This window comes from Luteibacter sp. P1_D3, from assembly GCF_056406135.1.
This window is the reverse complement of sequence record NZ_JBFUAT010000022.1, coordinates 53,468-77,298: the sequence shown is the minus strand read 5'-3', so window position 1 is coordinate 77,298 and position 23,831 is coordinate 53,468. Positions and strand designations below refer to the sequence as shown.

Annotated in this window: 21 protein-coding genes; 3 read left to right on the top strand and 18 right to left on the bottom strand. The window is 63.9% G+C overall.

The window, feature by feature from the left end:
* Positions 1-39: 39 nt before the first annotated feature.
* From AC1DYM_RS14785 to AC1DYM_RS14740, 10 genes are all read right to left on the bottom strand, one after another.
* Positions 40-546 (bottom strand): DUF2165 family protein, encoded by a 507-nt coding sequence (locus AC1DYM_RS14785; protein ID WP_477339546.1) that lies wholly within the window; start codon positions 544-546, stop codon positions 40-42.
* A gap of 29 nt (positions 547-575) precedes the next feature.
* Positions 576-1,643 carry a class III poly(R)-hydroxyalkanoic acid synthase subunit PhaC gene (locus tag AC1DYM_RS14780; RefSeq protein WP_477339544.1) on the bottom strand — a complete coding sequence of 356 codons (1,068 nt, stop codon included), beginning with the start codon at positions 1,641-1,643 and terminating at the stop codon, positions 576-578.
* The gene (locus AC1DYM_RS14775; protein ID WP_477339542.1) at positions 1,640-2,656 is read right to left on the bottom strand and encodes a poly(R)-hydroxyalkanoic acid synthase subunit PhaE; all 1,017 of its coding nucleotides are present in this window, start codon (positions 2,654-2,656) and stop codon (positions 1,640-1,642) included. Before AC1DYM_RS14775 ends, AC1DYM_RS14780 begins: the two co-directional genes overlap by 4 nt.
* 175 nt (positions 2,657-2,831) lie before the next feature.
* Entirely contained in the window at positions 2,832-4,937 is a 2,106-nt protein-coding gene (gene pnp / locus AC1DYM_RS14770) for a polyribonucleotide nucleotidyltransferase (RefSeq protein ID WP_477339540.1), read from the bottom strand.
* A 25-nt stretch (positions 4,938-4,962) separates the two neighbouring features.
* Positions 4,963-5,229, bottom strand: a complete 267-nt coding sequence (rpsO, locus tag AC1DYM_RS14765) for a 30S ribosomal protein S15 (protein ID WP_477339538.1) — start codon at positions 5,227-5,229, stop codon at positions 4,963-4,965.
* A 141-nt stretch (positions 5,230-5,370) separates the two neighbouring features.
* Positions 5,371-6,288, bottom strand: coding sequence for a tRNA pseudouridine(55) synthase TruB (gene truB / locus AC1DYM_RS14760; protein ID WP_477339536.1), 918 nt, complete (start codon positions 6,286-6,288; stop codon positions 5,371-5,373).
* A 147-nt stretch (positions 6,289-6,435) separates the two neighbouring features.
* Positions 6,436-6,819 carry a 30S ribosome-binding factor RbfA gene (gene rbfA / locus AC1DYM_RS14755; RefSeq protein ID WP_071925061.1) on the bottom strand — a complete coding sequence of 128 codons (384 nt, stop codon included), beginning with the start codon at positions 6,817-6,819 and terminating at the stop codon, positions 6,436-6,438.
* Positions 6,820-6,894: 75 nt separating this feature from the next.
* On the bottom strand, positions 6,895-9,840 hold the full coding sequence (gene infB, locus AC1DYM_RS14750) for a translation initiation factor IF-2 (protein WP_477339534.1): 2,946 nt from the start codon (positions 9,838-9,840) through the stop codon (positions 6,895-6,897).
* Between the two features lie 133 nt (positions 9,841-9,973).
* A complete protein-coding gene (gene nusA, locus AC1DYM_RS14745) occupies positions 9,974-11,488 on the bottom strand; it encodes a transcription termination factor NusA (RefSeq protein WP_159891660.1) in 1,515 nt (504 codons plus the stop codon).
* Between the two features lie 45 nt (positions 11,489-11,533).
* The gene (locus AC1DYM_RS14740) at positions 11,534-12,079 is read right to left on the bottom strand and encodes a ribosome maturation factor RimP (protein WP_477339646.1); all 546 of its coding nucleotides are present in this window, start codon (positions 12,077-12,079) and stop codon (positions 11,534-11,536) included.
* A gap of 337 nt (positions 12,080-12,416) precedes the next feature.
* Between AC1DYM_RS14740 and AC1DYM_RS14735 the strand changes: the two genes are divergently transcribed.
* Positions 12,417-13,568: a GGDEF domain-containing protein gene (locus AC1DYM_RS14735; protein WP_477339531.1), complete on the top strand. Its 1,152-nt coding sequence runs from the start codon at positions 12,417-12,419 to the stop codon at positions 13,566-13,568.
* A 3-nt stretch (positions 13,569-13,571) separates the two neighbouring features.
* Here the strand turns inward: AC1DYM_RS14735 and AC1DYM_RS14730 are convergent, their stop codons facing one another.
* The 4 genes from AC1DYM_RS14730 to AC1DYM_RS14715 all read right to left on the bottom strand — a co-directional run bounded on the left by AC1DYM_RS14730 (position 13,572) and on the right by AC1DYM_RS14715 (position 16,109).
* The gene (locus tag AC1DYM_RS14730) at positions 13,572-13,865 is read right to left on the bottom strand and encodes a HigA family addiction module antitoxin (protein ID WP_477339529.1); all 294 of its coding nucleotides are present in this window, start codon (positions 13,863-13,865) and stop codon (positions 13,572-13,574) included.
* Between the two features lie 11 nt (positions 13,866-13,876).
* Positions 13,877-14,155, bottom strand: a complete 279-nt coding sequence (locus tag AC1DYM_RS14725; protein WP_477339644.1) for a type II toxin-antitoxin system RelE/ParE family toxin — start codon at positions 14,153-14,155, stop codon at positions 13,877-13,879.
* A 129-nt stretch (positions 14,156-14,284) separates the two neighbouring features.
* Positions 14,285-14,707: a GFA family protein gene (locus AC1DYM_RS14720; RefSeq protein WP_477339527.1), complete on the bottom strand. Its 423-nt coding sequence runs from the start codon at positions 14,705-14,707 to the stop codon at positions 14,285-14,287.
* A gap of 46 nt (positions 14,708-14,753) precedes the next feature.
* Positions 14,754-16,109, bottom strand: a complete 1,356-nt coding sequence (locus AC1DYM_RS14715; RefSeq protein WP_477339525.1) for a S41 family peptidase — start codon at positions 16,107-16,109, stop codon at positions 14,754-14,756.
* A gap of 197 nt (positions 16,110-16,306) precedes the next feature.
* On the opposite strand from AC1DYM_RS14715, the gene AC1DYM_RS14710 reads away from it, so the two are divergent.
* The gene (locus AC1DYM_RS14710; RefSeq protein ID WP_477339523.1) at positions 16,307-16,936 is read left to right on the top strand and encodes a GIY-YIG nuclease family protein; all 630 of its coding nucleotides are present in this window, start codon (positions 16,307-16,309) and stop codon (positions 16,934-16,936) included.
* Positions 16,937-16,939: 3 nt separating this feature from the next.
* Here AC1DYM_RS14710 and AC1DYM_RS14705 read toward each other — a convergent pair whose 3' ends face one another.
* The 4 genes from AC1DYM_RS14705 to AC1DYM_RS14690 all read right to left on the bottom strand — a co-directional run bounded on the left by AC1DYM_RS14705 (position 16,940) and on the right by AC1DYM_RS14690 (position 22,045).
* Positions 16,940-17,938, bottom strand: coding sequence for a GlxA family transcriptional regulator (locus AC1DYM_RS14705; RefSeq protein ID WP_477339521.1), 999 nt, complete (start codon positions 17,936-17,938; stop codon positions 16,940-16,942).
* Positions 17,938-18,501: an isochorismatase family protein gene (locus tag AC1DYM_RS14700; RefSeq protein ID WP_477339519.1), complete on the bottom strand. Its 564-nt coding sequence runs from the start codon at positions 18,499-18,501 to the stop codon at positions 17,938-17,940. Before AC1DYM_RS14700 ends, AC1DYM_RS14705 begins: the two co-directional genes overlap by 1 nt.
* 188 nt (positions 18,502-18,689) lie before the next feature.
* The gene (locus AC1DYM_RS14695; protein WP_477339517.1) at positions 18,690-21,191 is read right to left on the bottom strand and encodes a protease pro-enzyme activation domain-containing protein; all 2,502 of its coding nucleotides are present in this window, start codon (positions 21,189-21,191) and stop codon (positions 18,690-18,692) included.
* A gap of 383 nt (positions 21,192-21,574) precedes the next feature.
* Positions 21,575-22,045: an antitoxin Xre-like helix-turn-helix domain-containing protein gene (locus AC1DYM_RS14690; protein ID WP_477339515.1), complete on the bottom strand. Its 471-nt coding sequence runs from the start codon at positions 22,043-22,045 to the stop codon at positions 21,575-21,577.
* A 287-nt stretch (positions 22,046-22,332) separates the two neighbouring features.
* Between AC1DYM_RS14690 and AC1DYM_RS14685 the strand changes: the two genes are divergently transcribed.
* The gene (locus AC1DYM_RS14685; RefSeq protein ID WP_477339513.1) at positions 22,333-23,811 is read left to right on the top strand and encodes a GGDEF domain-containing protein; all 1,479 of its coding nucleotides are present in this window, start codon (positions 22,333-22,335) and stop codon (positions 23,809-23,811) included.
* Positions 23,812-23,831: the final 20 nt, after the last annotated feature.

Below are 23,831 nucleotides of genomic sequence, written 5' to 3'. Positions count from 1 at the left end.
GCGTAGGCCTTGGCTCGCGCGTCCCCTGTGGGAGCCGCTTCAGCGGCGATGCTCTCCCAGCTCACCGTCGGCCTGATTGACAAAAACCAGCACCCCGATGATCGCCATATAAAACCGGAACGCCCCTTCCTGTCCGTTCCAGACCTTCGACTGCCACATGGCGAACCATTCGCCACCGATCACCATGAAGCCGAAAAACCAGACGACGAAGCCAAGGGCACAACCCGCGACGACCCATGATTTGGCCGCCTGAAAGGAAGCGGCCGACTGCCGCCGAGCGCGCCACAGGACAAGGCTTCCGATAAGCAGCAACAGCCCCGTGGCCGCCTCCCCGGTAATGATCAGCAGATACCCCGCATGCCACATCCACGGCTGGGTGATCGCGCGGTCTAGCAACGCGTTATCCGGAAAGGTCGTATCCATCGACAAGACATGGCGGACAAAGGCGAAATTTGAGCCGTAGTCGATGAGGTTGTCGTACGCCACCACCAGGGCGAAAGCCGCCAGCGTAAGCGAGAAGAGGATCTTGGCCAGGCGTGCGGTCATCGTGGAAAGCCTTCCTTGCGTGACGAGAGCTAGCGCTTCGCCAACCACTCGTGGATCGCCGGAGGCACCTGGGCCTGGGCTCGCCCCGAGACATAGATGCCGATATGACCACCCTTGAAGGCGAGCGCGGTGTAGTCCTTGCTGCCGATCACACCAGCCATTGGCGTGGACGCCGCCGGCGGCACGAGATGATCCTGTTCGGCGTAGATGTTGAGCACGGGATGCGTGATCTTCTTCAGGTCGATGACCTTGCCGCCGATGTGTGCTTCGCCCTTGATCAATTGGTTCTTCTGGAAGAAATCGCGGGCGAACTCGCGGAATGCTTCACCGGCCTGATCGGGTGAATCGAAGATCCACTTTTCCATGCGCAGGAAGTTCTCGACCTCCTTCGGGTTGTCGAGAATGTCGACGAGACCGACGTACTTTTGCTGGTTCAGGCGGACCGGTTTCAACGTGAGGTACGCGAAGTTCATGACATCCGCGGGCACGTTGCCATAGGTGTCGACGAACAGGTCGATATCGATGTTGCGCGCCCAGTGCGACAGCATGTTGTCCGGCGTATGGAAATCCACTGGTGTGACCATAGTGACCAGGTTGCGCACCTTTTCCGGATGCAGCGTGGCATAGCAGAGCGAGAAGACCCCGCCCTGGCAAATGCCGAGCAGGTTCAACGACGCCACGGCGTGGCGCTGGCGAATCACGTCGATGCAGCGATCCAGGTAACCGTCGATGTAATCCTCGAGGGTGAGCCAACGGTCGGCGCCATCGGGATAGCCCCAGTCGATGAGGTATACATCCTCGCCCTGCGCGAGCAGGTTGCGCACCATCGAGCGATCTTCCTGAAGATCGACCATCCACGGCGTATTGACCAGCGCGTAGCAGATCAACAACGGCGTCTTTGCCGTCGGCTTCTTCGAACCCTTGAAGTGCCAGAGCGTGAGCTTGTCTTCGGTGTACACCGCCTCGCGCGGCGTCGTGCCGAGTTCGATCGGGCCTATGTGCTTGAGCGTTTCCATCCCGGCTTCGAGTTTGCGACGGAACGCTTCGACTTCCGCACGCGCGCTCTCGGGATCGAACGAAAACGGATTTCCGTTCATCGCGCCCGACCCTTCGTCGCAGTCTTTGCAGTCTTTGCAGACGTCTTCACCACGGGCTTCGCAGGCACCTTCCCAGAAGCCCCTTTCCCTGTAGGAGCCGCTTCAGCGGCGATAGGCGCTGCAGCGGCCCTCAACGCAACCACTTCCGCACGAAGCGCTTCGACCTCAGCGACCAGGCCGTGCATCTGCCGCAACTCGCGCCGCATCGCCTGCAACCGCTCACCCAGACTGTCCACTTCGGTGCGCGTCGGCATGCCGGCCTGCTTCGTCACACGCTCGACCTGCTTCTGCTGCAGCACCTTCAAGCGCATCTGTGCATTCACTAGCGACGCATACACCTCACGAAACTCGTCGGATAACGCTGCCTCGCCGTAATTCTCCTCGGCGAGATTGACCCACCGGTCATAGACCGAACGCATCGACTCCGCGTCCGTCGGTGCAGGCTGCTCGCGCAGCGCCGCGCCGGCGCGGTCGTTCACGCCCTGCAGCAGGGTCTGGAACCGCGCGTAATGTTCGGCGTAATCGATCCAGGCCCGGAACAGCGCCTGTTGCTCTTCCTGCTGTTCGCGCGTGAGGCCGAACGCTGGCATCGACAGCGTCTCGCGCGCCACCCGTGCCCATTCGTCGAACTGCTCGGTGCCCGGCTGCGGCATCTCGGCGCCGGGCGGCGGCCCATAGCCAAAAGGCGCCGCGCCCGGTGGCGGGCCGTACCCGAACGGCGCGGCACCGGGCGGAAAGGCGCCCGGCGGTCCGTAGGGTGAAGAAGCTGCTGCCACTGATCCACCAAAGGGCGGCACGCCACCCATGGCGAACGGCGCCGCTCCGGGCTCGCCGGCGGCCATCGAGCGCATCCAGTCGCCATAACCACTCAGGCCGCCGAACATCCGCCCCATGATGTCGGCGGACGGGGGCGCCGCCTGGCTGGCGGGATCGAACTGGCGCGACCAGGTTTCCAGCCCCGCGCGCACGAAGGCCTGGTATTGGTCGATGAAATCGTTGGGCTTATCGGACATGGGTTAATCGTACCGCGTGGAGGGTCTCAGGAAACTGCCGGAGCGGGCTATGCCGGCGATAAGGTCTGCGGCTAAGCCGTCCTGTTGGCTTTTCGGCGATGAATCGGCTCCCACAAAACGAAGAAGCCCGGCGTCGCGAGACGCCGGGCTTCTTGAGGAACAGCTACGGCTGGACTTAGCCCGTGACGTTCTCGTCTTCGGTGACGGCCTTCATCGACAGGCGAATACGGCCCTGCTTGTCGACTTCGAGGACCTTGACCTTGACGATGTCGCCTTCCTTGAGCTTGTCGGAGACCTTCTCGACGCGCTCGCTGGAGATCTGCGAGACGTGAACGAGACCGTCCTTGCCCGGCATGATCGTGACGAAAGCGCCGAAGTCCATCAGCTTGGCGACCTTGCCCTCGTAGATGCGGCCCGGCTCGACGTCCGAAACGATCTGCTCGATGCGCTTGCGCGCAGCTTCGGCGGCTTCGCGGTTGACCGACGCGATGACCACGTTGCCGTCATCGGTGATGTCGATCGTGGTACCGGTCTCTTCGGTGATCGAACGGATGGTCGCGCCACCCTTGCCGATCACTTCGCGGATCTTGTCCGGGTGGATCTTGATCGTGAGCAGGCGCGGTGCGAACTCGCTCATTTCCGAGCGGGCTTCGGTGATGCACTTGGCCATCTCGCCGAGGATGTGCAGGCGACCGCGCTTGGCCTGGGCCAGCGCCGAACGCATGATCTCTTCGGTGATGCCGTCGACCTTGATGTCCATCTGCAGCGCGGACACGCCATCGGCGGTACCGGCTACCTTGAAGTCCATGTCGCCGAGGTGATCTTCGTCACCGAGGATGTCGGAGAGCACGACGAAGTCGTTGCCTTCCTTCACCAGGCCCATGGCGATACCGGCGACAGCCGACTTCAGCGGGACGCCCGCATCCATCATGGCCAGCGACGAACCGCAGACCGAAGCCATCGACGAGGAACCGTTCGACTCGGTGATTTCCGAGACGACGCGGATCACGTACGGGAACTCTTCGATCGTCGGCTTGACGGCCTGCACGCCGCGCTTAGCGAGACGGCCGTGGCCGATTTCGCGACGCTTCGGGCTACCGACGCGACCGGTTTCACCGACCGAGAACGGAGGGAAGTTGTAATGGAAGAGGAACGTGTCCTTCCACTCACCTTCCGGCGCGTCGATGAGCTGCGAGTCACGGGTCGTGCCGAGCGTGGCAACGACCAGGGCCTGCGTTTCACCGCGGGTGAAGAGCGCCGAGCCGTGCGTGCGCGGCAGGACGCCGACGCGCACCGAAATCGGGCGGACGTCGTCGAGCTGGCGACCGTCGATGCGGACCTTCGTGCTGAGCACGCCGTCGCGCAGGGTGCGGTACTCGACTTCGCCGAAGGCGTTGCCGATGTCGGCATCGGTCCAGCCATTGGCTTCGGCATCGGCGGCGATGGCCGTCTTGACGTCGCTCTTGAGCGCGCTGACGACGTCACGACGGGCAAGCTTGTCGCGGATCTGGAAGGCTTCGGTGAAGCGGTTGCCGACAGCGGATTTGACCGCGTCGTACAGGGCCGTCTTGGCAACCGGAGCTTCCCACTTGAACGTCTTGACGCCGGCTTCGGCGACGAAGGCGTTGATCGTGTCGATCGCGAGCTGCATCTGCTGGTGACCGAACACCACCGCGCCGAGCATGACGTCTTCGCTGAGCAGCTTGGCTTCCGACTCGACCATCATCACCGCGCTGGACGTACCGGCCACGACGAGGTCGAGGTCCGAGGTCTTGAGCTGGGCAGCGGTCGGATTGAGGATGTACTGGCCGTTCGCGTAACCGACGCGAGCCGCACCGATCGGACCCTTGAAGGGCACGCCGGCGAGACGCATCGCGGCCGACGCGCCGATCAGCGCGGGGATGTCACCGTCGACTTCCGGGTTCAGCGACACGACCTGTGCGATGACCTGGATTTCGTTGCGGAACTCTTCCGGAAACAGCGGACGAAGCGGACGATCGATCAGGCGCGAGGTAAGCGTTTCCTTCTCGGTCGGACGGCCTTCGCGCTTGAAGAAGCCACCCGGGATACGACCCGCGGAGTAGAACTTCTCCATGTAGTCGACCGTGAGCGGGAAGAAGTCCTGGCCATCGCGCGCCTTGGGGGCAGCGACGACAGTGACCAGAACGACAGTGCCGCCCATGCTGACCATGACCGCACCGGAGGCCTGGCGGGCAATTTCGCCCGTCTCCAGCGTGACTTCGTGACTACCGTACTGGAATGACTTGGTTACTTTCGCCACCGTGTTCTCCTCGTCCTGGTTCGTTTTAGCGGCGCAGGCCGAGGCGTTCGATCAGGGTCTGATAACGACCCAGGTCGTTGTTCTTCAGATAGGCAAGCAGCTTCTTACGCTGGTTGACCATCTTCAGCAGGCCGCGACGCGAATGGTGGTCCTGCTTGTGAGCCTGGAAGTGATCCTGGAGCTGCAGAATGTTGGCGGACAGCAGGGCGACCTGGACTTCGGTCGAGCCGGTGTCATTTTCCTTGCGGCCGAAATCCTTGATGATCTGACCGGTCTGTTCGGGAGTAAGCATGTGAATCGATTCCTTAAAAGCGGGTGCGAAGCTTGCGCAACCTCAGCGGTCCGCTGAAGTTGCGCAAGCTTCGCATTGTGTTGAAAGCTATGAAACGAGCACTCTATTGTAACGTCGTGCGCGTAGCGGCAACAAGCCCGGTCAAGCGGCCGGGAGGTTGAGCCCCCGAAGCACGCGGAGCAGGCCGTCGTCGGCGATTTCCCCGAGTGCCATGAGACGCCCGTCCACACCCCACACTGCGCAACGCCCCGGTTCAGCGCCCTGCCCCAGCGGCACCGGCTGGCCGAAGCCGAAAATGCGCGTCTGCTCCGGGTCCAGTTCCACCCGGGGGATATGTGTCAGGCCGGCGTCCACCGGCATCACGAACGCTTCCAGCTGGTCCGGACCGATCTCGGCGGCATCGCGCAACTCATCCAGGGTGACCATGGGTGGTGCCATGAACGGCTCGACCCAGAGCCGGCGCAAGCCGGTCAGGTGGGCACCACAACCGAGATGGGCGCCAAAGTCCACGGCAAGACTGCGCACATAGGTGCCGGACCCGCATTCCACGAGCAAACGGACGGTGTCGCCTTCGCGCCCGATCACGTCGAGCCGGTAGACGTCGACCTCGCGCGCCGGCACGTCCACGACCTCACCACGACGGGCACGCACGTAGAGCGGCACGCCGTCCTGCTTGATCGCCGAGTAAGCCGGAGGAATCTGAACGATATGCCCGCGCAATGGCGCCAGGGCCGCCTCGATCGTCGCCTCGTCGAGCGCGGGAACGGGACGCGTCTCGACCACCTCGCCTTCGAGGTCGGCGGTCGTCGTCGTTACACCCAGCCGCACTTCGGCCTCGTAGGCCTTACGCGAGCCAAGAAGCCAGCCGGCCAGTTTGGTCGCTTCGCCAAAGCACAGCGGCAACAGGCCGGTGGCCAGCGGATCCAGGCTACCCGTATGTCCGCCCTTGGCCGCGCCCACGAGACGGCGCGCCGTCTGCAGGGCCTGGTTGGAACTCAGGCCGAGCGGCTTGTCGAGCAGAAGGATGCCGTGGATGTCACGGAAGGTTCGGCGGTTCATGGATAGGTCGGCGGATCAGGGCATGGTAGGAGCCGGCTATGCCGGCGAACCCGCGGCAGCGGGCAAACGTGCAGCTAGCCCCCATCGCCGCTGAAGCGGTTCCCACAGGAGCTTCGCCGATGAATCGGCTCCTACAAGGAGCGTGCTTCAGTCTTCTTTGGGCTCGTCGGCCGGATCGGCCGGGGGAACCGGATTTTCGCGCAGCAGGCGCTCGATGCGTTCGCCGGTATCGACGGACTCGTCGTACTTGAACTTCAGCTGGGGCACCTTGCGCAGGATCATCGACTTCGACAGGGCATGACGGAACTCGGGAGCGAGCTCCTTCAGCGCCTTCATCACCACCGGCGATTCTTCCGGCTTCAGCGCGGTGACCCATACGGTCGCCCAATCGAGGTCACGGGTTACTTCCACATCCGACACGCTGGCCGAAGGCAGCGCGTAGTCGCGCACCGCGGCATGCAGCAGTTCGCTGATTTCGCGGCGAAGCTGGGCAGACACGCGGTCGGTACGCTTGAAATCACGGGACGGCATATCCGCCTCCAGTTTTGATAGGTGCACTAACGAAAAAAGCCTCCCCGGCGAACCGGGGAGGCGAGCTGACGCGGGTTACAGCGTGCGAGGCACTTCGATACGCTCGAAGCACTCGATCTGGTCGCCGACCTTGACGTCGTTGTACTGCTTGACGGCGATACCGCATTCCATGCCGTTGCGGACCTCGTCGACGAGTTCCTTGAAGCGGCGCAGCGACTCGAGTTCGCCCTGGAAGACGACGACGTTGTCGCGCAGGACGCGGATCGGCTTGCTGCGCTTGACGTTGCCTTCGATGACCATGCAGCCCGCGACCGCGCCGAACTTCGACGAACGGAACACGTCACGCACCTGGGCGACACCGATGATCTCTTCACGGATCTCCATGCCCAGCAGGCCGGTAGCCGCCTGGGTGACCTGGTCGATGACGTCGTAGATGATCGAGAAGTAACGGACATCGAGGCCGTTGGTATCGATCACCTTGCGTGCCGACGCGTCGGCACGGACGTTGAAGCCGATGATCAGCGCCTTGGAAGCCGTCGCCAGCGTGGCTTCGGACTCGGTGATGCCACCGACGCCGGAGGAGATCACGTTCACCTTGACCAGGTCGTTGCCGATCTGGGTGAGCGAATCGCGCAGTGCCTCGACCGAGCCCTGCACATCCGCCTTGACGAGGATGTTGAGGGTCTGCTGGCCTTGACCCTGGCCCATCTGGGCCATGATGTCTTCCAGACGGTTCGACTTGCTGACCAGGCGGGTTTCGCGACGCTTGAGCAAACGCTCGGCTGCCACTTCGCGGGCCAGGCGCTCGTCCTTCACGGCGACGAAGTCGTCACCCGATTCCGGCACGCCGGACAGACCCAGCACCTGCACCGGAATCGACGGGCCGGCTTCGTTGACCTGCTTGCCGGTTTCGTCGACGAGCGCACGCATGCGGCCGTATTCGACACCGCAGACGACGAAGTCGCCCTTCTTCAGCGTGCCCTGCTGGACCAGCACCGTAGCCACCGGACCACGACCGCGGTCGAGGCTGGATTCGATCACGACACCGGACGCGCGGCCATCGGCCACCGCCTTGAGTTCCATGACTTCGGCCTGGGCCGAGATCGCATCGAGAAGCGCGTCGACGCCGTCGCCGGTCTTCGCCGAAAGCGGCACGAACGGCGTGTCGCCGCCCCACTCTTCGGGAATGACTTCAAGAAGGCCGAGACCCTGCTTGACGTTGTCCGGATTGGCACCGGCCTTATCCATCTTGTTCAGCGCGACGATCAGCGGCACCTTGGCGGCGCGTGCATGCTTCACGGCTTCGATGGTCTGCGGCATGACGCCATCGTCGGCGGCAACCACGAGGACCACGATATCCGTGGACTGCGCACCGCGGGCACGCATCGACGTAAACGCCGCATGGCCCGGGGTATCGAGGAAGGTGATGACGCCACGGCTGGTTTCGACGTGGTACGCGCCGATGTGCTGCGTGATGCCACCGGCTTCGCCCGAGGCGACCTTGGTGCGACGGATGTAATCCAGCAGCGAGGTCTTGCCATGGTCGACGTGACCCATGATCGTGACCACCGGCGGACGCGTGACCTTCTCGCCTTCGAGCTCGGCGGTCTGCGTCTGCGTCTGCAGCGCGGCTTCCGCATCGTTATCGGTGGCGCGAACCGGGTTGTGGCCGAGCTCTTCGATAACCAGCGCAGCCGTGTCGTGATCGATCGTCTGGTTGATGGTCGCCATGACGCCCATCTTGAACAGCGCCTTGACGACTTCGGCACCCTTCACGGCCATCTTCTGGGCGAGATCGGTGACGAGGTTGTTGTCGCCGATCACGACGTCACGGACCACCGCGGCGGTCGGACGCGTGAAGCCATGCGGACCACCGGACGACGCACCGCCACGCGGGGCCTCGGCGCGACCGCGGACCTTGCCGCCGCCACGACGATTGGCATTGGAACGACGCGCGCGGTCGGCGTCGGACAGGTGCATCTCGCCACCGCCAAAACGCTTGCCACCGGAGTCGCGGTCGTTGCCACGGCCGGGGCCGCCGCTGTTACCGCCGCCACCACCGCCGCCACCACCATGCTTCGGACGCGCGTTACCACGCGAATCGTTGGCAGCAGCCACGGAACCGGGGGCCGGACGCGGTGCCGGCGAAGGCGCGGCCGCACGCGGAGCGGGTGCCGGTGCCGGCGCTGCCGCGACCGGTGCGGGCGCAGGCGCCGGTGCCGGTGCGGGAACGGGCTTGGGAATCACGCGCTCGCGCTTACGCGGCTCATGGATGGTCGGCATGATCATGCCGAGCTTGCGCGTATCGAGCTTGCCGGTCTGGTGGGTCACGCCATTTTCGTCAGTGAACGTGGTCACCGGAGCGGGCGGCGCAACCGGAGCGGCAGCGGGCGTCGGCGCAGGCTTCGCATCGGCGGCTGCCGGCGACGACTGGGCTGCTGCCTGTGCGGCTTCGGCACGCGCACGTTCGGCGGCCTGCTCGGCCTCCGCGCGACGACGTGCCTCGGCGGCCGCCTCTTCCTGACGGCGTGCCTCGGCTTCGGCGGCGTGACGGGCCTCCTCGGCCTGGCGACGCTCGGCTTCCTCGCGGCGCTGTGCCTCGTCGCTCTCACGCTGGGCGTGCGACTCGGCGAGCTTGCGCGCAGCGTCCTCACGTTCCGGATCGTGCGAGGCGTCTTCGGCGATCGTGCTGCGCTTGACGTAGGTACGCTTGGTGCGAACTTCGACGTTGACCGTCTTTGCCGCGCCAGCGCCACGCCCCGTGCCGGAGCTGACCTTCAGCTCACCGACAGTGCGGCGCTTGAGCGTGATCTGGCGAGGCGCCGTTTCGTCCGTCTCGGGAGCGGCGTCGTTCTTGCCGTGCGTGCGACGCAGGAATCCGAGCAGTTTCACCTTTTCGGTGCTGCTGATGACCTGCTCCGCATCGGAGAATTTCATGCCGGCTTCGCCAAGCTGCCCAAGCAGCTTGTCGACCGGGAGGCCCAATTGATGGGCGAGTTGTTTGATTGTGACGTCCGACATCGTTCTTTATTCTCCGCCGTTCCCGCGCGTAACCTTACGTGCCGACGATGACCCGTACGGCTGCCTCCATCCTTGGCGGGAGACCTCATGGCCTCCCTCGAGGCGTCCGTCCAGGACGCTTCCGGTCTCGCGCTTAGCCACCCTTTTCCAGGCGGGCGATCATCGGAGCACGCGCAGCCATGATCAGCTGCGAAGCGCGTTCCTCTGTCATGCCATCGATATCGATGAGTTCGTCGACGGCAAGGTCACCCAGGTCGTCCAGCGTCTTCACACCACGATCCGCCAGCGCGAAGGCGGTCGCATCGTCCATGCCGTCCAGACCGAGCAGTTCCTCGGAAGGCGGGTTTTCTTCCACACCTTCCTCGGCAGCCAGTGCCTCGGTCAGCAGGGCGTCGCGGGCGCGAGCACGGAGTTCCTCGACGATGTCCTCGTCGAAGCCTTCCACGTTGAGCAGCTCGGCGCTCGGCACGTAAGCAATTTCTTCGATCGACGAGAAGCCTTCCTGCACCAGGATGCCGGCGATCTCTTCGTCCACTTCAAGCTTGTCCTGGAACAGCTGCAGCGCGGCGGCCTGTTCGGCCTCGCTCTTGGCCGTGACCTGGTCCTGCGTCATCACGTTGAGCTGCCAGCCGGTGAGCTTGCTGGCCAGACGCACGTTCTGGCCACCGCGACCGATCGCCTGGGACAGCTTGTCCTCGGCAACGGCGATGTCCATGGAGTGCTTTTCTTCGTCCATGATGATGGACTGCACTTCGGCCGGCGCCATCGCATTGATGACGTACTGCGCCTGGTTCTCGTGCCACAGGATGATGTCGACGCGCTCGCCGTTGAGCTCGTTGGACACGGCCTGCACGCGCGAACCGCGCATGCCGATGCACGCGCCGATGGGATCGGTGCGGCTGTCGTGTGCAACGACGGCGATCTTGGCGCGGTCACCCGGATCGCGGGCACAGCCCTTGATCTCGACCAGGCCCTGGCCGACTTCCGGCACTTCGAGCTTGAACAGTTCGATCATGAATTCCGGCGCGCTGCGCGAAACGAACAGCTGCGGACCACGGATTTCCGACTTCACTTCGTACAGGTAACCGCGAACGCGGTCGCCGACGCGGGCCGATTCACGGGGAATCGTCTTGTCGCGCGGGATGAAGGCTTCGGCGTTGCTGCCGAGGTCCAGGTAGACATTGCCGCGCTCGACGCGCTTGACGATACCGGTGACGAGTTCGCCGACGCGATCGACGAAGGCGTCGACCACCTGCTGACGCTCGGCTTCGCGAACGCGCTGCACGATGACCTGCTTGGCAGCCTGCGCGGCGATGCGACCGAACTCGGCGTTCTCGACCTGGTGCTCGATGGCACCGCCGATCTCTGCCACTTCGCCTTCACCGGCTTCGTCTTCGGCGTCCATCAGACGGATCTGGTAGGACGGATCCTCCATCTCGACGTCGTCGGCAACGATCTCCCAACGACGGAAGGTCTCGTAATCACCCGTGTTGCGATCGATCTCGACACGGATGTCCGGATCCTCATCGGGGTAGCGCTTCTTGGCGGCCGAGGCCAGCGCCGCTTCCATGGCGTCAAAAATGACTTCGCGCGGCACGCCCTTTTCGTTGGCGACCGCGTCGACTACCAGCAAAAGTTCTTTGCTCATTGCCGCTACTCCCGTAAGGATGCCCCGCGGCACCCCGTCGTTTCGTTATTTGGGTTTCTTTCCGCCCGGCGTGGGCTTGGGCTGCGGCGCGTAGCCGAGAGCCACCCAGTCGGGAACCACGCGGGCGCTTTCGACGTCCGCATGCTCGAATTCGAATCGGCCAGCCTCGCCCTCGACCACAATGTGCTCGCCATTTACTTCAATGACGTTGCCTTTGAGGCGCCGACGACCCTCGATCGGGGCCCTCAGCAGCACTTTGACTTCCTGGCCGCTCACGCGAGCGAACTGCTCCGCCGTGAACAGGGGGCGGTCGATGCCGGGAGAGGAGACTTCTAATACATAGTTGCCAGGAATCGGATCTTCAACGTCCAGATAGGCGGAGAATTCGCGGCTCGCGGCCTCGCAATCCTCCACCGTCACTTCGACCGGCAGCTCTGCCGCTTCGCGACGCTCGCGCTCGGCGCCGAGCACGTCAAGGTAGACGCGCAGCGTTTGCTGCCCATCCGACGGTGCGAAATCCATACCCAGCACTTCGAGGCCGAGCTCGGCCACGATGTCTGAAAAGCGTTGTGTAAGTGCGTTGGTATCCACGTTACCTGCGGTTTTTCCATTCGCCAGAAACAAAAAAAGGGCGCGAGCGGCCCATTCCATTACGTCGCCGATGTATCCGACACTTTCCTCCAGCGCCCGCCGCGATGCCCTGACGGCGCTCACAGTGTGTCGCAGGACGCCTCCGTGCGCCCAACAAAAAAGCCTCACGAGGAGGCTTTCTTGTAAAAAGAAAGTTCCTGAAGCACCCACTGGGTGTAAGGCCTAAACCGGGGCCCAACGGCGCTTAAGATTCACCAAGTCTATCGTATTTTTATGGTTTCGTGCAAGGTCGCCAGTCCCGCCCTAGAATGCCCCAGGGGCGGAACCGGGGGACGGGATGGACGGCACGGCGAATCTCGACGTCCACACGCTAGGCATTATCGGTCTGGCCGTGGGCGCGACCATTGCATTGAGTTTCACCCTGCTCAGCATGGTGCTGCGTGGGATGCTCGCCCTGCACATCTGGGCCGCGGCCTTCTGGCTGCTCACCCTTGCCGGGCTGGCCGAGGGCTATGACGAAAACGGGTCATTTCTTTCGGCTATTGTGGGGAGCGTACTGATAGCCTTCGCCAATGGCGCGATGCTCGGCGGTATCGCCATCCACATAAAGTATCCCCTGCGCTGGCGCTGGCCAGCCCTGTTGATCGGTTTGTTTCTGGCGATCCAGGTCGCGTTCTTCATCGATCCACCCGCCCAGGCGATCGAAGCGACGGTCTTCGGCGTGAAAAGCATCATCTGGGATGCCTGGATGATCTGGCTCCTGTTGTTCAGGGCGCCGCGCGAATTGAAGACCGGCTGCGCGTTCACTGCGCTCGTCTTCGTCATTGACACGTTCTTCTACCTGGCTCGGGCAGCGGTCTCACTGCATCCTGAGATGGATTCGCATGAACTACTCTCGTCGATCCTCACCACGTCGAATTACCTGTTCGGCATCCTCTGCACCTTCCTGCTGAGCACTGGCTTCACCCTGATGCTGGCCCAGCGCCTGGTCCACGACCTGCGCTGCGCCGCCGAGATCGATGGCCTCACCGGCCTGCTCAACCGGACTGCCGTCGTCCGCGAGTCCAACCGCCGGCTCGCCACCACGCGGGGTCGCAGCAGTTCCGCCCTGCTCTTCGACCTGGACAACTTCAAGGCGGTGAACGACTCCTGGGGCCACGCCGGTGGCGACGCCGTGCTCAAGCACTTCGCCGAAACCGTCCGCGCCAGCGGTATCCCGGAACACGCCCTGTTCTCCCGTTATGGCGGCGAGGAGTTCCTGCTGCTCCTGCCCGGCGCTTCGCCGAACACGGCCAGCAGCCTGGCGGAGAGCCTGCGCACCCGGATCGAAGGCGCCCCGGCGCCCTTCTCGGGCGACTGGATCGCGTTCACCACCAGCGTCGGCGTCTGCACCTCGACCAACCCCGAGGTACACGTACTGATCCAGGCCGCGGACGAGGCCCTCTATCGGGCGAAGAACGCCGGGCGCAATCGGGTCGAGGTGGCTTGAGGGTCAGGCGGCGCGGGGCCGGATGGCCTTCAGGGCATCGCCGATCGCACGCTCGGCGCATTCCAGTTCGTAGTTCTGCTGCAGGTTCAGCCAACCGCGTGCATCGCCGCCAAAGTAGCGGGCCAGCCGCAAGGCCGTATCTGCGGTGACGCCACGCCTCTCATTGGCGATTTCGTTGATGCGGGCCGCGGTCACGCCCAGGGCTAAGGCGAGCGCGTTGCTCGAAAGCCCATAGGGGCGCATGTACTCCTCGCGGAGTATTTCGCCAGGGTGAACAGGCGGGAGTCGTTTGGGCATGACGGTCACCTTCAATGGTAATCAACGATTTCTACATCACGCGCGTCGCCATCCGACCAGCGGAAACATATCCTGTACTGGTCGTTGACCCGAATGCTGAATTGACCGAATCGGTCGCCCTGCAGCATTTCCAAGCGGTTCCCGGGAGGAGCCCGAAGAAACGCGAGCGTGGGCGCCGCCTGTAACTGCGCGAGCTTGCGTCTGATGACGGACTCAATCCGAATGAAACGCCTGACCCGGTACCCGGCAAAGAGCGCTTCTGCATCCCGTTGCGCGAACGAAATAATCATAGCCCAGTCGCTTATCGCTTGTCGATAAGCGATCATGAGTGAGCCTGCCAAGTCATGAAGTCAGCGCAGAAGCCAATCTCTTGAAGGAACGCCCTCCCCTCGCGTAGGGGGACAGGATGGCGATGACGGCTAACCGACGAAACGAACGTCGCCGATCCAGTTCGCCGCACGACGGGCCAACCGCGCGGGCTCACCTTCGCCGTCGAAATTCACATCGCCGATCACCAGCCGCGACGCGTCTAAGTCGTCAAATGTATTGACGTTGACGACGGCATACAGCCTTCCCTCGATGCGACTCGTCGAACAGGCGACCACACCACATACCTTGCACACATGGAAGTCCGCGGTCTTCGTTCCGAAGGCATACGCCTCAACCAGCGACACATCCTCGCGATGAATTGTCAGTCCGGCGCCAGCATTCGCCGTCCACCTCGCACCATGCTTCACGCAGAAGGTGCATGAGCACGCCCGAGCGGCGATCGTCTCCGGTGCGACGGGCCAAACCAGCTCGAATGAAAGGTTGCCGCAGTGACAGCTACCGTGAATCAGCATGCATCGCTCCCGGGTGTTCGAATATAACGGCGCCGAGGATACGCTCCTAACGGGACGCCTCGCTCGCGCCACCCGGACATGTCTGGCGAAGCCACGCTGCAGCCATCGTCTCGGCTAGCGCATCCTCCACGACCTGATCGGGCTCGAGGACACCGCCGTAGCGATGGCCCTCGCGATCCCGGTCGATCGTTGTCATGAGAAGGATCTCGCTGCCGTCCGGCAACGGAAACGCCGAATTTCCGCTCGACAATCCCGCCGTTCCCGCGCCGAACGATCGGGTGTTCGGTCGTCCCCGGAAGGCTACCGCGACGGCCTCGCCCGAGCTTGCCGTGTGCGGGCCCGTCAAGACGGCAACCGGCACGGCGGACTGATCCACGGTCGTCGTGCCGATGACTGGAAACGGGGTGACGTGTCCATTGGCACGCTCGAACGAGGCCGCCGATGACGCCCCGAGCAACGGCCGCAGCCCGGCCAACATGGGATACATGTTGCCGCCATTGTCCGCACGAAGATCCACGACCCATCCACAGCGCGGCGACAGGTCCACGATGGCTTTCGACAGCGTCGCGGCGAAGTTTGCGGCAAGCGCCGGGTCCGTACCCATGAAGCCGGGCATGGAAAGGTAACCAAGATCGATACCGCGTTTCTCGACCGTGGCGGCACTCGGGGGCTGACCACGGTGGCGATAGGCCGTAGCCCTGTCTGCATCCATCCAGAAGCTGTGGTGGTCGTTCAACGATGCGAGCAACACCTTGATTGCCGCGTGCACATCGGAGAGCCTTCCCGCCGTGCCTGCGCGCGCCCTCACCTGAGGCTCGATGCTGGACCAGTCGACATCCCGCGCGTGGTACGCGTTCTTACGAACAGTGTCGATCGCGGCATCCAGGGTCGGCTCGGCAAGCGACGAGGACGGCTCTTCGCCCAGATCCTGGAGGATGAGCCGGTCGGCCGTAACCTCGCCATGCTTATGCAGGAGCACGCCGAAGGCGATGCGATCCACATCGTCCGGCACATCGATCTCGACCTGCCGATGCGCGGGGCCGGTCCTGTCGTTGACCAGATCCTTCTCCGAGTTCATAAAGGCACGGGATTTTCCCGCGGCATCCGCACGTAGCCAGATCGCGGCACCGTCGATGGAGCCGTGTGTTGTCAGGTCGGCAGACAGGCGAAGGCGATGGTGATGCAGCGACGTCCCGTCGACATTCGCCGTGGCCGAGCCAAAGGGCTTTTCCTCGCCATCCTTACTGGTCAGGCGCACCGTCGCGCCTGCCGCATCACGTGCGTCACCTGAGACCTGGACCCCGTAGGCAGCCCAGGGAAAGGCCTTGAAGGTTGGGACATCCGTCGAAGCGGTCTGCGCTTCAACGATCCCTGCCCCGGTAGCCGTCACCGCAACAACCATCAGGCACCCAGCGGCGAACTCGCGAGAACGCGCCAGCCAGCCGCACCCTTTTCCATCACGTGTACGTCCTTGCACAGGCACTCCACCGGTCCATGAATAGGGAGCCGATCATGCAACGATGCCACGACGGTGTCACGGTCCCCGCGCACATTCCTTGCCGCAGATAAATGCGGTCGTCATGGGGTCATACTTGGCCGATGGAAGACGATGTCCCCTACCCCCGCTTCGCGTCGCGCGGCAAGGCGTATGTCTACGTTCTGCCGTGCCGGGACGAGGACCTTTTGAAGGTCGGCTTCTCGCGTGATCCCTTCACGCGATTCAGCACCCTGCACCGCCGCTTCTACGACTTCTTCGATCTCGAGCGCGGGCTGCTCCTCGACGCCGAGCGCGTGGTCCACGCGCGGCGTATCGAACGACGGCTGATCGAGACGTTTTCCGAGCAGCGGGCCGTGGCACCCCTCGTCGTGCCGGTATCGGCCGCTGGCCATACGGAATGGTATCGGGGCGTTCATGCGGACGTTGCCGCCCTACTCGATGATATCGCCCACGCAGAGGGCCTGACACTGGACCGAAGCCTGGTTCCCTGGCTGCGCGCTTACCTGGACGAACGCGCCGATCGCCTCCACGACTGGTCCGCACGCGTCGTCGACACGCTCGATTGGGCTGCGCACAACGCGCCGGACGATCCCGGTGCCGAACGCCTGCGCCGGGCACTTATCGATACGCTGGACATGTTCATCGCCGCCGGCATGAGTGTGGAACCGTTGCTTCCCGATCGCGTGGTCGAGTGGTACGCGAATGGTGCACACCGGCACCTCTTCGGCTGACGATCAGGCGAGCGCGTCGCGCGACCGGCTCGGCGGTTCGGTATGCAACCGTCCCCAGGCCCTTCGCAACTGGCGAGCGGAGCCAAAACCCGAGCGTTCCGCGACCGCTTCCATGTCGAGTCGCGAGCCGGCGAGCAGTTCACTGGCCAAGGCGACCCGCATGCGATTCACGTAATCGGTGACACTCATGCCTGCGTGTTCATTAAACAGCCGCGAAAGGTGGCGCGGACTGGTCGCCGCTTCGCGCGCCAGCGACGGCACCGTCCAGTCGCGCGCCGGATCGCCGGCGACCGCGTCCTGCGCACGATGGATCGAAGGGTGCACGTGATTGCGCCCTTCCAGCCAGGGTGACAGCTGCGGATCGCCTCCCGCCCGGCGCAGGTACACGACAAGAAACCGGGCAACCGTCAATGCACATCCCGGACCTACTTCACCGGCAACGACATGCAACATCAGGTCGATACCGGCAGTGATGCCAGCACTCGTCATCCGCTCCCCGTCCACAACGTAAAGCCGGTTCTCCCGCACGTGTGCGGCGGGTGCGTCGTGCGCGAGTTCGGCGACGCATCCGTGGTGCGTGGTGCATTCGAAGCCGTCGAGCAGACCCGCCCTCCCGGCCAGCAAGGCGCCGGAGCAGATCGTCACGAGCCGGATGCCGGGCCGGACCACACGCCCCAGCCAGGCCACGATCGCCGCCTCGTAGTGGTCGTTCTGCGCGGCCGTGGTGACTGGTTCACCCAGTGGTACATCGGCATGCCCCGGAACCACGAGCATGGCGCCGTCCGGCAAACGCGCCGGCAAGGGCGCGATGCCCGTCACCGCCAGTCCGATCGAACTACCGAGCTTGCGTGCCGGTCCGACGAAGTGGACGTCGAAACGCACGTCGTCCTGCTCGAGGTTGGCCTTGCGCAGCACTTCGATCGGTCCCGCCACATCGAGCAGCAGCACGCGCGGCGGCAGCACGACGAAAACGGGAATAATACGAGGTGCGGCACGTTTCATCAGGCGACCTTGCGAAGCGCGCCGGCGAGCGCCTCCTCGACCGTGGCGATGCGCGCGAAGCGATCTTCCAGCACGAGTTCCGTGCGTGCACGAATCTCGGCAGTGCTCCACTCGCGACCGGTGCGATCCGTCATGGGGAAGGTTAGTGTCGCCTCGCCCACGTAGTCGACCTCATAACCGAGGTCCGAGGCATGTCGGGTGGTTGTTTCGCAGCACTGTTCCGTACGGATACCCGACACGATGACGCGACGGATGCCGTGCTCGACCAGCCATACATCGAGTCCGGAACCAACCAGGGCGCTATGCCGCTGCTTGCGGAAGGTGACCGCGGGGTCGATGTGCAAAGGCGCGAGGGTGGTCACGAAACCGGATGCTTCGGAGAACGGACCGCTCGCCTCCACGTGAAAGATACGGACAACGGGCATACCGGCCATCCGCGCGCCATCGATGAGGGCTTGCTGGCGGTCGATATAGGTAGCCACGTCGTCTTCCCGCCAGTAAGGGCGCTGGCGAAAGGATTCCTGGGCATCGATGACGATCAGGGCGGTGTCGGAAGCGGTCATGGCGAGCATCCTCTGTGGGGAATGGATCGCATTTTCCGCCAGCGGTTGCAAGAGGGAGAGGCCCAGGCGGGCCCATTGCCGGACAATTCACGCCATAGCCCCCTGTACGAGCCGATGAATCGGCTCCCACAAAAAAACAAAGCGCCCCTTCTTGCGAAGGGGCGCCCTCTTCCTCACTCAAACCACGATCAGTTGGTCCAGGTAGCCTTCAGCGACACGCCCGAGAAGGCGGCGTAGGCATTGAGCATCACGTAGTACGTACCCGTTGACGGCGTCGTGAACGAGCAGGTCTCCGCGTTCCCGGTCACGTACGGACGGCAGTCGTAGGTCGACGTCGTCGGTGCCGAGCCGAACTTCACGTAGAGGTCGGCATCGCCCGAACCACCCGAGATGACGATCTTCAGGCTCTTCGCGCCCGCGGGAACCGCCACGGTGTAGTTGAGCTTGGCGTTCTTCGCGGCCGAGAGGCCCGTCACCGCCACACCGTTCTGCAGCGTGTTGCCACCGCCACCACCGCTGGACGTGACTGTCACCGACGAGCTCTTGGCATTGGTGGCACCGGCGTTATCGGTCACCGTCTCGCTGACCGTGTACGTGCCGGCCGACGCATACGTGTGGCTCGGGCTCGTCGCCGTCGACGTGCTGCCGTCACCGAAGTTCCAGGCATGCGAGGCGATGCTGCCGTCGCTATCCGTCGAGCTATCGGTAAAGGTCGCGGTGAGGCCGCTGGTCGCGACGCTGAAGTTCGCCACTGGCGGAACGTTCGTGYCACCGCCGCCACCGGTGACCCAGTTGGCCTGCGCGTAGGTGTTGAGCTTGCCGATGTCGAAGCTGCCGAAGCCCGTCGTCTCGTCGAAGCCCGTGGCGGCGGTGTACCCGTGGTTCTGGTAACCGTTGTTACCCGACGTCACGTCGTGCAGCAGCGACGTCTGCGTCGGGAAGGCACCGTAGAACTTCGACGCCGGGAAGCCGATGGCGTTGTTGGCGGCGGATTCGATACGCGCGAACGCACCGACAAACAACGGCGAAGCCAGGCTGGTACCGCCGACCTGCTCGGTCTGGCCAGCGATGATGATCAACGCACCCGATGCCGAGGCGGCGTCGAACGCAAGATCCGGACCCACGCGTTTGGTCGAGCTCGACACGACGGACTGCCACGACGGCGCAGTCTCATAGAGACTGGTGCCGCCACCGGTCGCCCAAAGGCGCTGGTTGTTGTCGCCCTGGCTCGGCGCAATGGCCGAGAGGCCTTCGTTCCACACGGTTTCGCCGGACCACGTCGTTCCGCTGGTCGACAACTGCGTGCCGCCGACCTGGATCACGTACGGCGAACTCGCCGGCTCGCTGACCGAGTAATGGGTGAGATCGATCTTCACCGTACCGGCGGAGTTGGCCACATAACCGGGCGAACCGGAGGTCGGATCGGTGGACCACTGGTAGACGCCCGCATCGCCCGAGGCGATGGAGAACGTCTGACCCTGGGCCACAGCCTGCTGGAAGATCGCGTCGTCCGCTGCCTGGGTGCCGGACTCTTCGGCGGCCGTTTCGTCTTCGCCGAGCGACACGTTGACCAGCTTGACGATGTTGTCGGTCACCGCCCGGTTGTATGTCGCGGTGATACCCGCATCGGTGATGCCGCTGGAGTTCGAGTCGCCATTGGGCGAGGTGTAGAAGATCAGCTGCTTTACGCCACCGGAGATGCCGATGATGTCCTGGCTATCGAGGGACCACTCACCGTTCGAGTCGTTGTCGTTGGCGAAGGTACCGCCGCCGACCTTGGTGATCGTCGAATTGACGGTGGCCAGGCCCGCGCCCGACGTAAAGCTGTTCAGATCGGTAACCGTCTGGGTGATCGAGCCCCAGGTGATGATACCGACGGCGGTGTTGGTCGCTGCCGGCACACCGCTCGCGCCGTAGATGGCGGCGAAATCCTGCGGGTGATGCGCCGCGACAGCGGCGGCTGCCTGCGTGCTCGACGCCGGGCCCGGCACGGTGACGTTCTCCGGATGATAGACATGGTGCAACGTGTGCTTGACCGACACGTTCTGCAGACCGAGCACCGAACCGACGGCGTCGCCGAGCGCCGCCGGAACGAGTGCCGGGGTGTCGTTGGCGAAGAACTCGCGGCCATTTGAACTGAAACGCTTGATCGACGTGTGGAAGCCTGTCGTCGCGGCGCCGGCGTTACCGTCGGCGGAGATCAGCAGGTTGTTGGGCGCCACTTCGATGTTGTTGAAGCCCGCCTGCTGCAGGTGCGCGACGACCGCGTCGACCTGTGCCTGCGTCGGACCGAACTGCGCCTTGAACTGCGCGGGCGAGAGGAACTTGCCGTACTGCGCGTTGCCTGGCGTGGTCACGCCGGCGAGGAAAGTCTGCAGTTGGTCGGGATTGCGCAGCTTGAGGCTGACCACGACGTGCAGCGGGTGATCGGCTTCGAGTGCGGTAACGGCCGCGCCTTCGATGTGCGGCGAGCCTGTCATGTTCAGTGCGTAACCGCTGGCCACCGGCGTCGACGCCGTGGAACTCGCAGCAAGCGCCTGCGGTGCGGCGACGGGGAGCATCGCGGCCTTGGTATGTGTGGAAACCCATGCGTCTTCCGCGTGCGCGGAAAGGGAGGTCATCGCCAGTGCAATGGCCATGGTCAAAGCTGTCTTGCGCGTAACCCCAAAAGCAAAAGCATCGATCTTCATGTGTGATCCTTCGTTAGCCCGTTTTTGCCTCCGCCAAGGCGGAAGCCCTGACACGCTGGCGATCTGGCTAAGCGGCACGTTCCCCGCCGGTTCCCCGTAGTCCCTGCCCTGTGGTCGATAAAGCGCAGGAAATCACGATCTCCCCACCATTCCGCGTCTTGCTCCCCTGTTTCGCTTTCAGCCATGCGACGCGAATCTTTCGCTACGCTTTCCGGGGGGTGTGTTCTCAAGCCGGCCGACGGGCTGTCGTGACGGGTACCGCAAAAACGGACACCGAGTTTTTCCGGCCGCCCCACTTTCAGGCGGCTCAGGAGGATCGGTCGATGCTTACGCATCAGCATCTTCTTGCGTTTTTGCCGATATGGCGTGTCCGCGATGAAAGCTCAGGGCGACCCTTCCGGCCTGAGCGTCGCCGCCAGCCACGCTGCGACGACCGCCCTGCCCTCCGCGACATCCATGTACTGAATGGGTGCCGGACGGCCCTCGGCGCCGGTCACCGGCGTGCGCAACCAGCGACCCAGCCAGGCGAGCGGCTCCGCGACGATGGCGCGTTCCACCGATGGCTGTCGACACGCCATGATCACTTTTCCGGCGAGTGACGCCATCGCCATCAGACCTTCCGATTCCTGCATGCTGAGCCGCTCCTCGTCGACGACGCGCCGCCGCAGCGTGGCGCGGTTGAGTCCGAGATAGAGCGCCAGGTCGCGATCGGGCACGCGCAGGTCATGCGCCAGTTGCGCAAGCCATGCTGGCGGCAAACCGCGGCGAACCCTTTCCATGCGCTCGTCTGGCGTCGCCTGGACCACGTCGACGTACGACGCGTAACGAACGGTGATATCCGATGTAACCGCCATGTCGTGTCGCTCCTTGGGAAGGCCAAACGCCCAAGGTGGCAGGAATATCAAGCATTAACTTGAGAATTCTGACCGAACCAAGCGACGCCGTCGTGAGGCGCCGAAAACGTGTAGGCACGGGCCGACAGACGGGCGTATGAAATCCCCCTAATGTGTCCCTCGTCCCATCCCAATGGCCCTCCCCCGGATCATTGGCTTTCCGCGGCGCTTCGGCGCCGCATTTTTTTGGCACGTCCCTGCGATCGTGTCAGGATGGGGCCGGGTACCGCCGCATTTGGGGATGAGGCATGGTCAGGCAACCGCTCAGTCACTACGTGATCTACGTCGCGCTGGTCGCGGCGTTGCCGGTGGTGCACCTGCTCATCCCTTCGGCCGTCCACGCGCAGACGCCCGAGCTGGCCGACTTCGCGATGCTTTTCTCCGCCGTACTCGCGTTTGCCTATGTCGTGCTCTGCCTGAGCAAGACAGGTTACGACCGACGCTACATGGTTTGCCTCGCACTCGGCATCGGCTGCTGGATCGCGGGCATGAGCTATGCCATTGCACGATCGGGGACGGACGAAAACCTCGTTTCGACGTATGTCCTCTTCGTCAGTTACGGCGCCCCCCTGCTCTACGCCGCAGTCACCACATCCGATGAGCCCTCCTCGCATCCGCGCCGGGTCGTCGACGGGATTCTGCTGATCCTGCTGGTGGTGCTCTGTTACCTGGGCGTACGCGACCTGACTGACAGCAACGGCTTCCTCAAGACGGAAGACATGGACTGGGTCGTCGTGGCTTTCGACGTCGAGAACCTCTTTCTGCTTGGCACGTTCCTGGTGCGCTACCTCACGGCGCCCAACGAAGGCGACCGTCGCTTTTTCGGGATCGGTACCGCCTTCCTGGCGCTGTATGCGATCTGTGTCGGCATACACAATCACGACGAGCTCTACCCGGCTGCGATCGCCCTGCAGCGCATCGCCGATGTCCTGCCAACGGTGCCCTTCATCGCCCTTATCTGCCTGCTTCACGCGAATGCCACACCCAGGCCATTTGTACCGATCCGGCATGCCTGGGCTCGCCAGCTATCGATGAGCCTGGCCCCTGGCTTGTTGTTAGCTGCGATCTTCGCCCTCAGCCTGGGCATCACCGAGCGGCAAGGCATGTTTGGCCGCAGCGTGCTCGCTCTGGCCATGCTCGCCTACGTGGTGCGCGTCACCCAGACCCAGTTCTGGTTTGCCCGTACCCGCGATCGCCTGGCCGAGGCCTTGTCCACCGTCGAACGCGTGTCCCTGCTGGACGAGCTCACCGGCATCCCGAACCGCCGCGCTTTCGACCAGGCCCTGGACGAACGAACGAAAGCTTCCGTGCGCGAGCAACGCCCGCTCAGCGTGCTGATGATCGATATCGATCACTTCAAGACATTCAACGACACGCTCGGCCATCCCGAAGGCGATGTCGCGCTACGCTCGGTCGCCCGCCTGCTCGCCGGTGCGCTGCGGCGCCCGACGGATTTCATCGCCCGGTATGGTGGCGAGGAATTCGTGGTTCTGCTGCCGGGAACCGATCAGGAGGGCGCCCAGGTCGTTGCCCGGCGCATGAACCGCGTGGTCTATGACGCCCAGCTCGAGCACATCAACGGCATCGATAGCCGCGTTACCGTCAGCATCGGCGTGGCGACGCGTGCGCCCGAGAAGATGCATGGCGTGGTCACCCACGCGGACCGTGCGCTCTACCGCGCCAAGCACGCAGGCAGGAACCGTTTCGTGGCGGAGACGGCGGACTAGGCCCGCATCCTGCTGCGGCT

Coding starts and splice junctions, on each gene's coding strand:
- AC1DYM_RS14785 (WP_477339546.1), bottom strand. CDS start 546: ATGACCGCACGCCTGGCCAAGATCCTCTTCTCGCTTACGCTGGCGGCT.
- AC1DYM_RS14780 (WP_477339544.1), bottom strand. CDS start 1,643: ATGAACGGAAATCCGTTTTCGTTCGATCCCGAGAGCGCGCGTGCGGAA.
- AC1DYM_RS14775 (WP_477339542.1), bottom strand. CDS start 2,656: ATGTCCGATAAGCCCAACGATTTCATCGACCAATACCAGGCCTTCGTG.
- rpsO (WP_477339538.1), bottom strand. CDS start 5,229: ATGCTTACTCCCGAACAGACCGGTCAGATCATCAAGGATTTCGGCCGC.
- truB (WP_477339536.1), bottom strand. CDS start 6,288: ATGAACCGCCGAACCTTCCGTGACATCCACGGCATCCTTCTGCTCGAC.
- rbfA (WP_071925061.1), bottom strand. CDS start 6,819: ATGCCGTCCCGTGATTTCAAGCGTACCGACCGCGTGTCTGCCCAGCTT.
- infB (WP_477339534.1), bottom strand. CDS start 9,840: ATGTCGGACGTCACAATCAAACAACTCGCCCATCAATTGGGCCTCCCG.
- nusA (WP_159891660.1), bottom strand. CDS start 11,488: ATGAGCAAAGAACTTTTGCTGGTAGTCGACGCGGTCGCCAACGAAAAG.
- AC1DYM_RS14735 (WP_477339531.1), top strand. CDS start 12,417: ATGGACGGCACGGCGAATCTCGACGTCCACACGCTAGGCATTATCGGT.
- AC1DYM_RS14730 (WP_477339529.1), bottom strand. CDS start 13,865: ATGCCCAAACGACTCCCGCCTGTTCACCCTGGCGAAATACTCCGCGAG.
- AC1DYM_RS14725 (WP_477339644.1), bottom strand. CDS start 14,155: ATGATTATTTCGTTCGCGCAACGGGATGCAGAAGCGCTCTTTGCCGGG.
- AC1DYM_RS14720 (WP_477339527.1), bottom strand. CDS start 14,707: ATGCTGATTCACGGTAGCTGTCACTGCGGCAACCTTTCATTCGAGCTG.
- AC1DYM_RS14715 (WP_477339525.1), bottom strand. CDS start 16,109: ATGGTTGTTGCGGTGACGGCTACCGGGGCAGGGATCGTTGAAGCGCAG.
- AC1DYM_RS14710 (WP_477339523.1), top strand. CDS start 16,307: ATGGAAGACGATGTCCCCTACCCCCGCTTCGCGTCGCGCGGCAAGGCG.
- AC1DYM_RS14705 (WP_477339521.1), bottom strand. CDS start 17,938: ATGAAACGTGCCGCACCTCGTATTATTCCCGTTTTCGTCGTGCTGCCG.
- AC1DYM_RS14700 (WP_477339519.1), bottom strand. CDS start 18,501: ATGACCGCTTCCGACACCGCCCTGATCGTCATCGATGCCCAGGAATCC.
- AC1DYM_RS14690 (WP_477339515.1), bottom strand. CDS start 22,045: ATGGCGGTTACATCGGATATCACCGTTCGTTACGCGTCGTACGTCGAC.
- AC1DYM_RS14685 (WP_477339513.1), top strand. CDS start 22,333: ATGGTCAGGCAACCGCTCAGTCACTACGTGATCTACGTCGCGCTGGTC.